Source organism: uncultured Algoriphagus sp., from assembly GCF_963974835.1.
Lineage (GTDB): Bacteria > Bacteroidota > Bacteroidia > Cytophagales > Cyclobacteriaceae > Algoriphagus.
In genome coordinates this window covers 144902-157304 of record NZ_CAXBET010000001.1, presented here as the reverse complement: position 1 = coordinate 157304, position 12403 = coordinate 144902, and the positions used below count along the sequence as shown (strand labels likewise).

General features: G+C 39.9%; 14 protein-coding genes. 4 read left to right on the top strand and 10 right to left on the bottom strand.

The features are described from left to right. The first annotated feature begins 221 nt into the window (after positions 1-221). The 4 genes from gldA (at position 222) to dnaN (ending at position 4927) form a co-directional block, all read left to right on the top strand. A complete protein-coding gene (gene gldA, locus AACZ73_RS00770) occupies positions 222-1130 on the top strand; it encodes a gliding motility-associated ABC transporter ATP-binding subunit GldA (protein ID WP_339874541.1) in 909 nt (302 codons plus the stop codon). A 56-nt stretch (positions 1131-1186) separates the two neighbouring features. Then, positions 1187-1906: a gliding motility-associated ABC transporter permease subunit GldF gene (gldF, locus tag AACZ73_RS00765; protein ID WP_339874539.1), complete on the top strand. Its 720-nt coding sequence runs from the start codon at positions 1187-1189 to the stop codon at positions 1904-1906. Then, positions 1903-3591, top strand: coding sequence for a gliding motility-associated ABC transporter substrate-binding protein GldG (gldG, locus tag AACZ73_RS00760; RefSeq protein ID WP_339874538.1), 1689 nt, complete (start codon positions 1903-1905; stop codon positions 3589-3591). The genes gldF and gldG overlap by 4 nt, the downstream gene beginning before the upstream one ends. 211 nt (positions 3592-3802) lie before the next feature. Next, complete coding sequence (dnaN, locus tag AACZ73_RS00755) at positions 3803-4927, top strand: DNA polymerase III subunit beta (protein ID WP_339874537.1); 1125 nt, start codon at positions 3803-3805, stop codon at positions 4925-4927. A gap of 84 nt (positions 4928-5011) precedes the next feature. Here the strand turns inward: dnaN and AACZ73_RS00750 are convergent, their stop codons facing one another. The 10 genes from AACZ73_RS00750 to AACZ73_RS00705 all read right to left on the bottom strand — a co-directional run bounded on the left by AACZ73_RS00750 (position 5012) and on the right by AACZ73_RS00705 (position 12366). Beyond that, positions 5012-5395 carry a DUF3037 domain-containing protein gene (locus tag AACZ73_RS00750; RefSeq protein ID WP_339874535.1) on the bottom strand — a complete coding sequence of 128 codons (384 nt, stop codon included), beginning with the start codon at positions 5393-5395 and terminating at the stop codon, positions 5012-5014. After that, a complete protein-coding gene (locus AACZ73_RS00745) occupies positions 5373-6167 on the bottom strand; it encodes a HipA family kinase (protein ID WP_339874533.1) in 795 nt (264 codons plus the stop codon). Before AACZ73_RS00745 ends, AACZ73_RS00750 begins: the two co-directional genes overlap by 23 nt. Positions 6168-6211: 44 nt before the next feature. Further along, complete coding sequence (locus AACZ73_RS00740) at positions 6212-7093, bottom strand: bestrophin family ion channel (protein ID WP_339874532.1); 882 nt, start codon at positions 7091-7093, stop codon at positions 6212-6214. 122 nt (positions 7094-7215) lie between these two features. Next, positions 7216-7821: a dephospho-CoA kinase gene (coaE, locus tag AACZ73_RS00735; protein WP_339874531.1), complete on the bottom strand. Its 606-nt coding sequence runs from the start codon at positions 7819-7821 to the stop codon at positions 7216-7218. After that, positions 7814-8779: a YbbR-like domain-containing protein gene (locus AACZ73_RS00730; protein ID WP_339874530.1), complete on the bottom strand. Its 966-nt coding sequence runs from the start codon at positions 8777-8779 to the stop codon at positions 7814-7816. Before AACZ73_RS00730 ends, coaE begins: the two co-directional genes overlap by 8 nt. A gap of 8 nt (positions 8780-8787) precedes the next feature. Continuing rightward, positions 8788-9105, bottom strand: a complete 318-nt coding sequence (gene yajC / locus AACZ73_RS00725; RefSeq protein ID WP_339874528.1) for a preprotein translocase subunit YajC — start codon at positions 9103-9105, stop codon at positions 8788-8790. Between the two features lie 2 nt (positions 9106-9107). Further along, entirely contained in the window at positions 9108-9650 is a 543-nt protein-coding gene (locus AACZ73_RS00720; protein ID WP_339874526.1) for a DUF1573 domain-containing protein, read from the bottom strand. A 5-nt stretch (positions 9651-9655) separates the two neighbouring features. Continuing rightward, on the bottom strand, positions 9656-9958 hold the full coding sequence (locus tag AACZ73_RS00715) for a YtxH domain-containing protein (protein WP_339874525.1): 303 nt from the start codon (positions 9956-9958) through the stop codon (positions 9656-9658). Positions 9959-9965: 7 nt separating this feature from the next. After that, positions 9966-11150, bottom strand: coding sequence for a transcription antitermination factor NusB (gene nusB, locus AACZ73_RS00710; protein ID WP_339874524.1), 1185 nt, complete (start codon positions 11148-11150; stop codon positions 9966-9968). Positions 11151-11265: 115 nt separating this feature from the next. Beyond that, entirely contained in the window at positions 11266-12366 is a 1101-nt protein-coding gene (locus AACZ73_RS00705; protein ID WP_339874523.1) for a Glu/Leu/Phe/Val dehydrogenase dimerization domain-containing protein, read from the bottom strand. Positions 12367-12403 lie beyond the last annotated feature (37 nt).

Genomic DNA, 12403 nt, shown 5'->3' with positions numbered 1-12403 from the left:
GTTTCATACTAAAGTAATAAGAAAGTTAGCCTAAACTGCTTACTATTAAACATCTAATAAAGCCTACATTCGGAATACTAATAACTTGTATTTGGGGTGTAGGCTTTTTCGAATCAGCGCGAATGGGAGTATTTAATAGACTAAGGATTCGAACATCCAAATCCGTATCCGCCTTAAGAAACTCTATTTTTTCCTTACTTTTGACTGACTAAAAAAGCTACATGTCACTCGAAGTATCCCAATTAACCAAACTATACGGAAGTCAAAAGGCTCTTGATGGAGTCTCTTTTTCAGCTACGCCAGGAAGGATTTTAGGATTTTTAGGGCCAAATGGTGCGGGGAAATCTACTACCATGAAAATCATAACTGGCTTTTTGTCAGCGGAGTCTGGTAGTGTGAACATAATGGGAAAGAACGCGCTTCTCTCTCCTCAGGAAGTCAGCTCACTTATCGGATACCTGCCTGAGCATAATCCGCTATATCTGGATATGTTTGTCAGGGAATTTCTGGAATTTTCTGGTGGATTATACGGGCTTTCTGGCCAGTATTTACAGACAAGGGTGAGAGAAATGCTGCACCGCACCGGTCTTCAGCCAGAGCAACACAAGAAAATCGGTCAGCTTTCCAAAGGATACCGACAGCGAGTGGGTTTGGCAAGAGCATTGATTCATGATCCGCAGGTGATTATTCTGGATGAGCCTACGACTGGTCTCGATCCTAATCAGCTTGTCGAAATAAGAAATCTTATTCAAGAAGTATCTAAGGATAAGACCTTGATTCTTTCCACGCACATCATGCAGGAAGTGGAGGCGATTTGTCATGATGTAGTCATCATTAACAAAGGCAAAATCTTGGCTTCCGAATCACTGGAAAATCTAAAATCCAATTCTATGGAGACGATTCTCGTATTGGAAACTGAAGAAGAACTGGAAATAGAATGGTTTGAAGATTTGGGGAAAATTGATTTTGCATCAAAAGGAAAGAATGAATTGCTCATTTCCACCAAAGATCCTGCTTTTGCAAGAAAAGCAATAATGAACGTCATCCATGAGCGTTCATTAAATCTGATCAGTCTGAATCAAAGTAAAAAAACTCTGGAATTAATTTTTAGGGAAATCACCAATGCGTAGAATGATAAACTTTACGTGCGGGATGCTTTTTGTCTAAAAGAATAAATTAAAAGCACATGAAAAGCCTTTTTCTAAAAGAAATCAATTCCTTTTTTGGAAGCCTTTTGGGCTATCTGGTTCTGGCGTTGTTTCTAGTGGCGATTGGCCTGATCGTTTGGGTTTTTCCAGAAACCAGCGTGTTGGATTATGGTTTTGCAGACCTAGAGCCATTATTTACTTATACTCCTTATGTGTTTACTTTTCTGGTTCCGGCGCTGTCGATGCGGGCGATTGCTGATGAGCGCAAAACAGGCACCTGGGAATTGTTGAGGACTTCTCCACTTTCCTTGCTCCAGATCATTCTAGCCAAATACTTAGCCTTGATCTGTCTGGTAATGGTAGCCATTTTGCCTACTCTTCTATATCTATATAGTGTTATTCAGCTTGGGGATCCTATAGGGAATATTGATCAGGCGGGATTTTTTGGATCTTGGATAGGCTTGGTTATGATCGGAGCTGTATTTGCAGCTGTTGGCTTATTCGCAAGTTCACTGACTTCTCAGCAGGTGGTAGCTTTTGTTTTGGGAGTCTTTTTATGCTTTGTGCTTTACTTTGGTTTCTCCGCAGTTGCGGAAATGCAACTTGGTAATTTTGGTTATTGGATAGAGGAAATGAGTTTGAGTTATCATTACATCAGTCTCAGTAGGGGTGTGGTGAGTTCAGGAGATTTGTTCTTTATGTTTGGAATGATCTGGTCATTTTTGGGTGCTTCAGTTTTGATTTTGAGGAATAAATGAAAAACTCTGCTACACATATTACCAAACCATGGATCATTCTTTCTGCAGGAATTATATTGTTTTTTTTACTTGCGCAATTTCTTTATTTCAGAATAGATCTGACTGAGGAAAAGAGGTTTACTATTCACCCCGCTACAGAAGAAGTGCTTTCACAAATCACAGAGCCACTTCACGTGGATATTCTTTTGGTAGGAGAGAATCTGCCAGGTGGGATGAGAAGATTGCAAAAATCCGTAGAGGAAACTATTAGGACTTTCAATGCCTACAGTCCTGAAAAAATCACCTTTTCATATTTTGATCAACTCAGTATAGATTCTAAAGAGCAAGAGGACTTTGTCCTTTCTCTAACTCAGTATGGCATCAATCCCACCAACCTTTCTGTAAACCAACCTACTGGGTTACAGACTCAGCTTATTTTCCCTGGCATACTGGTTAGCAATGAGGAATTCGAAACTGGAGCCTTGATTCTAAAAGGAGAACGGGGGATGAGCCCTGATCAAATCCTAAATCAGTCCATCGAAAATCTGGAATTTGAATTGAGTAATGCCATCCGTAAGTTGATTTCACCGGAATCTTCTGCGATAGCCATGATTATGGGGCACGGCGAGATGAATTCTGATGAAGGATTTGGGATGGTGGAAGCCCTTGACGGAGAATTTGAGCTATTCAAAGTACCATTGGAGCAGGCAGAAAAACCAGCTGATCTGGCTCATTTTGCTGTGATATTTATCCAAGGTCCCAGAGAAAGTTACACGGAGCGTGAGCTTTATCTTTTAGATCAATATGTAATGAACGGCGGGAATCTAGTAGTCTCACTAGACGGCGTGGCTGTGGATATAGAAAATGCAGGTGGTGAAGGTACGTTGGCGATGCCGTTAGATCTGGGGCTGGATAACTTGCTTTTCCGCTATGGAATTAGGGTGAACAAGAATTTGATTCAGGATTTGAACTTCGGATACTTTCCCGTGATGGCTGGTAATTTCGGCAATCAGCAGCAGATGGTTCCACTCCCTTGGCCATTCTTCATCAATGCTGGCCGAATGCAATCTCACGCTATCACTAAGGGTTTGGACGTTGTAAATTTCCGATTTGCAAGTAGTATGGATACAGTAAAAGCTGATGGAGTTGTAAAGACACCTTTAGTTTTTACTTCTGATTTTTCCAGGATTTTGCCTGCACCGGTCAGAGTAGCCTTCAGTGACATGGAGCAAGAACCCGATGTAGATCTTTATGGGCTCAAAAATTTGCCACTGGTTTACTTGCTTGAAGGCAATTTTACTTCTTTGTATAAAAATCGTTTCCTTCCGGATGGATTTGCCAAAGCAGACTTTAAAGAAAACGGCAGTGGGAAAGTAGTTGTGATTGGCGACGGCGATGTATTTCAGTCTCAAACCAATCTCGAGGATGGAGCTCCACTCGCGTTGGGGGAAGATCCGTTTAGCCAAACTACCTATGCAAATAAGCTTTTCCTAAAAAATCTGGCGCAGTACCTAACCGATCCAGACGGAATCATTGACTCGCGGACGCGTACTTTTCAGATTCGTCCTTTGAATAAAGTCAAAGTGAAGCAAGAAAAGGTGTTTTGGCAAACTATCAATGTATTAGCTCCAGTGATGGTCTTATTATCATTTGGAGGAATAGTATGGTGGATTAGGAGAAATAAATTCAGCAGAAAAGTAAACTAGAGATTTATTGCCTCTCTTATTCATTAATTTTCCAGAGAATCATTTATACGGAGGTTCGAATTAGAATTTATTTATAAATTTACCCCCATTCAAAAGTAAAAATAAAATAAGCCCTACGATATGAAATCGAGCATGACTAAACTTCTCACTTTGGGATAGTAATAATGTATGCAAGATTCCATATGGCCTTCAAAAGAAAAATTTAAATCATATGAAATTTATTGTTTCCTCTTCTGCCTTATTAAAGCAGCTTTCGGCTATCAACGGTGTGGTGACAACCAATCCCGTAGTGCCAATTTTGGAAAATTTTCTTTTTGAAATCAAAGAGAGTCTTTTGACCATCACTGCATCTGATCTGCAGACTTCGATGATTACAGAAATAAGCGTGGAGGCCAAAGAAGATGGAAATATCGCCGTGCCAGCCAAGATTTTGATTGAAACCCTGAAGAATCTACCTGAGCAACCGGTAACTTTTAGCATTGACCATGATACTTATGCGGTTGAAATCAGTTCTGATAATGGTCGGTACCGTCTTGCTGGTGAGAATGCCACTGATTTCCCAAAAATCCCCACGGTAAACAATGCGACTTCTGTGGATATGTCCACCGAGGTTCTTTCATCTGCAGTTTCCAATACGATTTTTGCCACCAGTTCTGACGAGCTACGTCCCGCAATGACTGGTGTATACATCAATTTGAGCCCGACAAATACAACATTTGTTGCAACTGACGGACATAGATTAGTAAGATATAGAAGAGTGGATATCGCTTCACAGGAAGCAGCTACGTTGATCATTCCACGTAAAGCCTTGAACTTGTTAAAGTCAACTTTGCCATCTGAAAATCTTCCCGTGACAGTAGAGTTCAATCAGTCCAATGCTTATTTCAATTTCAATCACATAAAAATGATCTGCCGTCTGATTGACGAGCGTTTCCCTGACTACGAAAACGTAATCCCTTCGGAAAACCCAAATGTGATGACTATTGATCGTTCGGAGTTGTTGAGCTCTCTCCGTCGTATCGCGATTTATGCGAATAAGACTACACATCAAGTGAGATTGAAATTGACTGGTAGCGAATTGATGATTTCTGCAGAAGATCTTGATTTCTCAAACGAGGCTAACGAGAGACTTTCCTGCGAGCATGATGGAGAAGATATCGAAATCGGGTTTAATGCGAAGTTCCTTGTAGAAATGTTGAATAACCTTTCGTGTAAAGAAGTTAGCTTAAAGTTCTCAGCTCCTAACCGTGCGGGCTTGATACTTCCAGCTGAACAAGACGAAAACGAAGACATCTTAATGCTGGTAATGCCAGTGATGCTAAATAATTACGTATAAATAATCACAACCCGTAGAACGAAAAGCCCGAAGATTCCTTCGGGTTTTTTTGTTGTATAATGGTGAGTAGCGAACAGATTTGTTCTAAGCTATATTTTCGTTGAATAATTTTTGCAGCGTTTTTTCCAGATCTTCTGCATATCCTGAGTGCGGCCGCGAAGTTTGTATAATAGAGCTTCTGACCGCGGTAAGCCAGCGAAATCTGGAAGCCAAATCCATTGCAGCTATATTTCCTCCATTTGCTGTGCCGGCACATATTTTTTCGAATGAAGCCAAGTTTAACTGAATCATTTCTACATCTGCCTTAGGATCCAACATCAGCAATTTATTAGAATCTAGCTGAATCTTGCATCCTAGAAAACCTCTTTTCCAATGACAAATTACCACACCGACGTTGATGAATTCTTCTCTTTCCACCCGCGGAACTACGCGGATGATGGCATATTCATATAAGTGCTGTTCTTGCATCTTGAGCTTCTTTTATGAATTGATCAGAATAGGAAAGTCGGAGGTTGAGGAAGTTTTCGTACACTTGCCTACTTTCTTCGGCGTCTTCAGAGTCGCCTCCGGCAAGCAGCCACTCCTGTGGTATGGTATTTACTATTGTCTTGATTTTATCCAGTGTCAATATCTTTTTAGATGCTTCATTGACTTTTTCCAGCTCTGAAGCCATAGGAAGGAGTACATGATTTTTAACAATTGGAAATGGACCTTCAGCATTTTTCTTCCAATTGACCCAAGCATGCTGAAACAAAAATGAAGCACCATGATCTATCAGCCAAAGCTCTCGATTCCAGATAAGCATATTCGTGTTTCTAAAAGTTCGATCTACGTTCGTTATCAACATATCCAGCCAGACTATTTGCGAAGCTAAATACGGATCTGTAGTCATGGCTACGGGATCGTAGTTGATTGCCCCAGATAGAAAATGAAGGGCAAGATTGAGTCCTTGGCTTCCTTTGAGTAAGTCCTGAATTTCCTCGTCTCCCTCAGATCTGCCAAAAGCAGGATCTAAATTTGCAAAGACCAGCTCGGGAACTTTCAATCCCAAAGCTCGGGCAATTTCTCCCCCTAATAATTCAGCAATAAGAGCTTTCTCCCGCTGACCCGCGCCCCGGAATTTCAACACATATTTAAAACCATCATCAGCATCTGCAAGTGCAGGTAACGAACCTCCCTCTCGAAGAGGCAAGATATATCGGGTCACGCTTACGGTGCGCAGATTTAATTTGTTATCCATTTGTTGCTTTTTGATAAAGCTTATTACAAAGTTAAAGAATCTGACTAGATCAATTCTTCCACGTGTTTTTGGATATTGGAAGACAATTTACCCATAGGCAGATCATTGGCATCTGTTCCAAAAGGCTCTTCTATCTCTTCCGCAATTAATTCCAAACTCGCTAAAACATAAAATATAAAGGTAACGATGGGTGCAGCATAATAACCCAGCGAAAAAACATAACCGAGGGGCAAGGTAACAACATATGCCAAGATGAATTTCTTGATAAATGAACTGTAGGAATAGGGTATGGGTGTGTTTTTAATTCGCTCGCACGCACCACAAATATCTGTGAATGACATCAACTCTAGGTTCAGGACAATTAGTTGATCACCTGTAATCTTTTTTGAGATGTACAGATCGTTAACCTTGGCAAACATTAATTTTGCCACCTGATTAGGCACATGCTTTTCTGGATCTATTTCAGGTTTTATGTATTTGTCTTCCTTATCGTCCAACATGTACAAAGTCACTTTGGACTGAAGATGTTCTTTAAGTGAAAAAGCATAAATCGGGATAGTTCTTCGGAAAAATTTTCTGGATTCTTCATCAGAATTATCCAGTATCCCAGCGAGTTTTAGTGCGAGGTTTCTACTATTGTTTACCAGTTGTCCCCAAAGCTTCCTTCCTTCCCACCACCTATCGTAAGCAGTATTAGTGCGAAAGACGAGGAGCATTGAGATTACAAAGCTCAACAAGCTATGCATAATGGGGATATTCTGTACCCAGCTATTTTCGCCTATTTTGAGATAATCCATTTCAAGCCAAGCTATACCTAGTGAGTAGATAAAAATGATGACCAAGAACGGCCCAAGCTTGATCAGAGTATCAGATTTTTGAATAAAAAATATTACCTGAAGCCATTCCTTAGGGTTGTATCCTCTCATCTGTTTATGTTTTGTTTTTTATTATCACACCAATTTGATTGTTGGTTTGATAGTTTGAAAAGTGTATTACTTTTTAAGGAGGGAAAATAATTATTATGACTTTTTTTTACTGAAAAAAAATTCTATTTCTTTAAAATAAGTTGCTGATGAATCTTCAAAACCTGTGGAATCAAGAGCTTATTATCTGTATTCTTAATTACGAAATCCGCTAATTCATTTTTCTGCTCGTCAGGAAGTTGCTGGTTGATAATTTGATTTATTTGCTCCTCAGAGCGAAAAGGATCTCTTAACATTGTCCTGGCAATCCGGACCTTAAGCGGGGAGCTTACATTAATCACAAAATCTAATGTTTTTTCACCACCTGTCTCAAAGATCAAAGCGGCTTCTTTGAGCACATAGGGTGAATCCTGAGATGAAGCCCATTCTAAAAAATCCCTTCCCACCACTGGGTGAACAAGAGAATTGATCACCTTGACTTTTTCGGGATCAGAGAAAACTGTTTTAGCTAAGAAGGATCGATCTAGCTTTCCATCAGCCTGGTACGCTTGTTCGCCAAAAGCTTCTATAAGTTGGGTTTTAAGGAGTTCATTATTTCCCATCAACCACTTGGCACGATCATCAGCTGAATAAATTGGAATTCCCAAGATTGAAAAAATCTTTGCCACAGTGGATTTTCCAGAGCCGATTCCACCCGTTATACCTACTAAAATAGGGGCAAAGTTACTCATAGTTGAGCTTTAGTATTTCAGGTGAAATAACGACCTTGTCCAGGTAATCCGGCATCGGTTTCACTTGAACTTTAATCGTGCTGTCTTCTTTATTTCGCTTGTAATAATCCAGGACTGCTTCAAATTCTAACTCTTTTAACTCACCAACTTTTCTCTCGTCGACTAAGTAAGAAATCATTATTACTATATCTTCATTTTCAAGAGTGACTGATTTAGGGAAATTTATTTTGTTGATTTTTAAGCGCTTATTTCCTTCTAAAAAAGCAATGACATTAAATTTAACGCGTATGTCCTCTTCTTCTATTTGTAGTAATTCACTTAATGAGTCTGGCACATCTAAGGAAATTACCTTATCAATGGGTTTGTTAATCCGACCCTCGTCCAGTAGAATCGGAAAATATTCAGGCAAACTGTCTACAATTGAACTTGGGCCTTTGATAGTAAGCGTTTCGGGGCTAAAAGAGATCTCATCAATGATTCGATAATTTTTAGCCATTGCAAAGCTTAATGAATCCAGGACCGGCTTTACTTTGATTGTTTTGATTCTATCAATATCAAACTTCAGGGAATCTTGAAGGACTGATATTAACTGAGTGGGTGAAAGAAATTCTCCTAGAGATCGTTTCAGATCAGCAGTGAGAATGTAATTTTTTGCGGCCGGACTACTGAGTTCTACAGGGTAGGAATCGTTGTTAAAATTGAAATACTTTCTGAGTAAGTCCCATCCATTTCCTGATATTTCTATTTCCAATGTCTTTGGTAAACCCGAAACCGCAACGAACTCGCTTTGATCATAAATCAACTCTACCGGAAAATCAACCACAGTATTGTAGTCGTCCTTATTGAGGGCGTTTAAAATCCAAAAAGTGGTAGCTGCTGCTATGCAGAGGACTACCACTTTTAGATTAGAGAGTTTCTTGGGAGAAATCCTATGGGAGGATTTTTTAGTTTCCGGCAAAATTCAATTTATTTTTTTGTTTCTGTTTTTTTAGAAAAGTCTAAAGAGATCGCGGATTTTTCCACTTTGACTTTCAGTCCTCGATCAAGCTCAAGCATCACGGCATCACTTTCAACTGAAAATACTTTGCCATGAAGGCCACCAATGGTAACTACTTCATCTCCTTTTTTAATTTCTTCAATAAATTTCTTGCTTTCCTTTTGCTTCTTTTGCTGTGGTCTGATCATAAAGAAATACATGATCAGGATGATAGAGCCAAATAAGAAAACCTGTCCTAAAATCCCACTACCCCCTGCGGCAGCTTGAGCTAATACTGTAGAAATCATAATTATCTTTTAATCGGGCCCACTGGTGTAGCAGCGCCTGCAATTTTTGGAGTTACTGTACCTTTCAGTCTTAAACGGGTCACAGTAGGGTTGGTATTAGCCTGGATGCTTACGGTAGGAGCTTGTGCGCCTGACTTTGAGCTGGAGTTGAAGACTACTTTCACAAATCCCTCTTCTCCTGGTTTCACTGGTGCTTTAGACCAGTCAGGGCTTGTACATCCGCAGGAAGCAGTGATGTTAGAGATTACTAATGGAGCTTGTCCATTATTAGTAAATTTAAACAAGTGCTCTACTACTTGACCTTCGTTGATGTTTCCAAAGTCATATTCCATTTCTGGGAACTCAAACTGACCCAATGTAGCTGGATCGGCTGTCTGGGTAGCTTGCGCATTGACAGGAGTCACTGCAGTGTTATTTGTTTCTAATTGCGCAATTTTATCCTCCAGCGCTTGGATCTTAGCATCCTGGTCACTCTTTTGATTACATGAGGTTGCCAATGCAAGTGCAACGGAAAGTACCGCTACATTCATTACGTTGATTTTCATAACGATTAATTATTTCCTTGATTGATTTGATCTATTAATTTATTTACATCGCTGAGCAAATTCTCAGCCTTGTTTTTTGCTTCGGAGATTACACGCTTGCCTTCAGTCTTTGCTTCATTAAGGTGCATTTCTTTTCCATCGACCAAGTCGTCAATCAACTCTTCCAATTCTTTCTTGTATTTAGAAAGCTTAAAAGATAGTCGATCACGGGTGTTTTCTCCAGTGTCAGGTGCAAAAAGTACTCCTATTGCTGCGCCTGCACTTGCTCCTATTAGAAATGCGATGAGTGAATTACTGCTCTTGCTCATAGTTTTATTATTTATTGTCCAAAAGTCCTCTACCACTCTTACGGATTTCTCCGTTATCGGTTAACTCTTTTGCCATGACATCCAGCAAACCGTTGACAAATTGCTTGCTCTTTGGTGTACTATAGGTCTTAGAGATATCGATGTACTCGTTTATACTTACTTTAACTGGAATGCTTGGGAAATTTTTCATTTCCGCAATAGCCATAGAGATGATTACTTTATCTGTAAAAGCAAGTCTGTCAATATCCCAATTTTTGGTCTTTTGAGTGATCAATGCTTTACTTTCAGCATCATTTTCAATGGTGAAGTTAAAGATATTTTGAAAAAACTCCTTATCCTCGTCCCAGTTCATTGCAATCTCTGGCATTTGACTTTCATTTTCCTCATGAAGGTTAGCCGCATTTTTCAAAACCTTCGAAGCTAAGCTTCTGACTACAGATTTATCCTCAGTCCAGTTTAAATCTTTTTCTGAGAAGAAATTCAGGATTACCTCATTTTTAAAAAGAACTTTTTTCAGTAAATCATCTGCTAATTCAAAATCCTGCTCTATCGTAGGTTTTTCAAGTTGGAGATATGTCTGATAGTATTCAGAAGGCTTTACATAATCTCTAAACCACTCCCTGATTTCCAATTCCACATCGTCCAGGTTTACATTGTGCCTTGCGATAGCCGCTCTGTAGGAATCAGAATCCCGTAGAGCTGCCAAAACTTGGTTATTCGGAAGATTTAGTTCATTGCCAAATGCAACTGGGTTATTTCCTGAGAATTTCTTCTTCTTTTCGATCTCTTTTTCTACATGTTTTGCAAATGCCTGTAAAAGCTCAACAGCTAATAAATATAACTGAGGAATTCGCTCAGCTGAAACCACCATGTTCTTTAACAGAAACTGATGATCCTTTTCATTTGAATCATGGAATTGTTTCAAAGCATCCAATACAGCTTGTTTTACTTTGCGGCTAGCCTCACTGGATTTAAGCAAATCTTTTGAAGTAAGGTTTTGATCAAAAAGCTTGATTGCTTCTTCTGCCTCTTTGTTAAGTGCCGTTTTATCCTGCACCTCCATACTGTTCAAATCAGGCAAAAAAGATGTTCGGATAAAATCTTTTGCAATGTTCAGGTTTGATCCTTTACACTGTTCATATGCATATAGGTTTTGAAAAGCCTTTACTCTGAGAATTCTTCTGTTTAGCATGTCTTAGAAATGAGTTGCAAATATAGGTAATTTGAGGTGGCTATCACCTAGATATAAGGGACAAAAAAACCACCGGAAGCTATTCCCGGTGGTTCTGTTAAAGAAGTTATAACGCTTAAAAAGAAAGCTTCACTCTTCCTATAGCTTCTATTCTTGCTTTTGCAGTCTCGATAGCCGCTTGCTGAGCAGGGATATTTTCCTTTTCTGATTTATTCAAAATTCCTAAACAGGTATCGAATATTTTTTCTGTTTGCTTGTAAACAGTTTCTCTGTTATAACTGCCAAAGTATTCAGCACCAACATTGATAACACCGCCCGCATTGATCAAAAAGTCCGGAGCATACACGATACCTTTTTCGACCAGCATTCTACCATGCTTAGCCTCATCTTTCAATTGATTGTTAGCTCCTCCGGCAATTACAGCGCATTTTAAACGGTCAATAGTTTGGTCATTGATAGTTGCGCCAAGCGCACAAGGTGAATAGATATCCATTTCCAAATCATAAATCACGCTTGGGTGAACCACCTGAGCTCCTGTATCTTTTGCGACTTTCTGTAGTTTGTCTTCGAAGATGTCAGTTACTAGCACATTGGCTCCCTCTTTTACCAAATGCTCGATTAGGTATTTGCCAACTTGTCCTACACCTTGAACTCCGATTCTCTTACCTTCCAAAGAGTCTGATCCAAATGCTTTTTTTGCGGCAGCCTTCATTCCCATGTATACACCATAGGCAGTGACAGGCGAAGGATCGCCACCTCCTCCTTTGATCTCTGGAAGTCCGGTAACATGCCGGGTTTCCAATCCTATGTGTTCCATGTCAGACGTGTTCATGTTCACATCCTCAGCAGTCACATATCTACCACCAAGGCTCTGTACAAATCTGCCAAAACGCCTAAGGAAAGCTTCGTTCTTTAATTTGGGATCACCCAAAATCACTGCTTTACCCCCTCCAAGATTGAGCCCGGCAAGGGCATTTTTAAATGTCATCCCTCTGGAAAGGCGGAGTACATCAGTAATCGCTTCTTCTTCTGAGGAATAGGGCCACATACGGGTTCCGCCTAGCGCAGGGCCCAAAGTGGTGTTGTGAATTCCGATCAATGCCTTAAGGCCGGTTGCTTCATCATTACAGATCACTAATTGTTCGTGATCCATCGTGGTGATTTGGCCAAAGATTGAACCTTCACTTACTGTTTCGGTAGCTTTAATCTCTAACATGTGAACTTAGCTTTTTAGAATGTGTTATATTTGGGGT

Excerpts from the sequence above, each read along its gene's own strand:
- gldG (WP_339874538.1), top strand. The coding sequence starts at position 1,903 with ATGAAAAACTCTGCTACACATATTACCAAACCATGGATCATTCTTTCT.
- AACZ73_RS00740 (WP_339874532.1), bottom strand. The coding sequence starts at position 7,093 with ATGAGAGGATACAACCCTAAGGAATGGCTTCAGGTAATATTTTTTATT.
- coaE (WP_339874531.1), bottom strand. The coding sequence starts at position 7,821 with ATGAGTAACTTTGCCCCTATTTTAGTAGGTATAACGGGTGGAATCGGC.
- AACZ73_RS00705 (WP_339874523.1), bottom strand. The coding sequence starts at position 12,366 with ATGTTAGAGATTAAAGCTACCGAAACAGTAAGTGAAGGTTCAATCTTT.
- AACZ73_RS00720 (WP_339874526.1), bottom strand. The coding sequence starts at position 9,650 with ATGAAAATCAACGTAATGAATGTAGCGGTACTTTCCGTTGCACTTGCA.
- yajC (WP_339874528.1), bottom strand. The coding sequence starts at position 9,105 with ATGATTTCTACAGTATTAGCTCAAGCTGCCGCAGGGGGTAGTGGGATT.
- AACZ73_RS00745 (WP_339874533.1), bottom strand. The coding sequence starts at position 6,167 with ATGGATAACAAATTAAATCTGCGCACCGTAAGCGTGACCCGATATATC.
- nusB (WP_339874524.1), bottom strand. The coding sequence starts at position 11,150 with ATGCTAAACAGAAGAATTCTCAGAGTAAAGGCTTTTCAAAACCTATAT.
- gldF (WP_339874539.1), top strand. The coding sequence starts at position 1,187 with ATGAAAAGCCTTTTTCTAAAAGAAATCAATTCCTTTTTTGGAAGCCTT.
- AACZ73_RS00750 (WP_339874535.1), bottom strand. The coding sequence starts at position 5,395 with ATGCAAGAACAGCACTTATATGAATATGCCATCATCCGCGTAGTTCCG.
- gldA (WP_339874541.1), top strand. The coding sequence starts at position 222 with ATGTCACTCGAAGTATCCCAATTAACCAAACTATACGGAAGTCAAAAG.
- dnaN (WP_339874537.1), top strand. The coding sequence starts at position 3,803 with ATGAAATTTATTGTTTCCTCTTCTGCCTTATTAAAGCAGCTTTCGGCT.
- AACZ73_RS00715 (WP_339874525.1), bottom strand. The coding sequence starts at position 9,958 with ATGAGCAAGAGCAGTAATTCACTCATCGCATTTCTAATAGGAGCAAGT.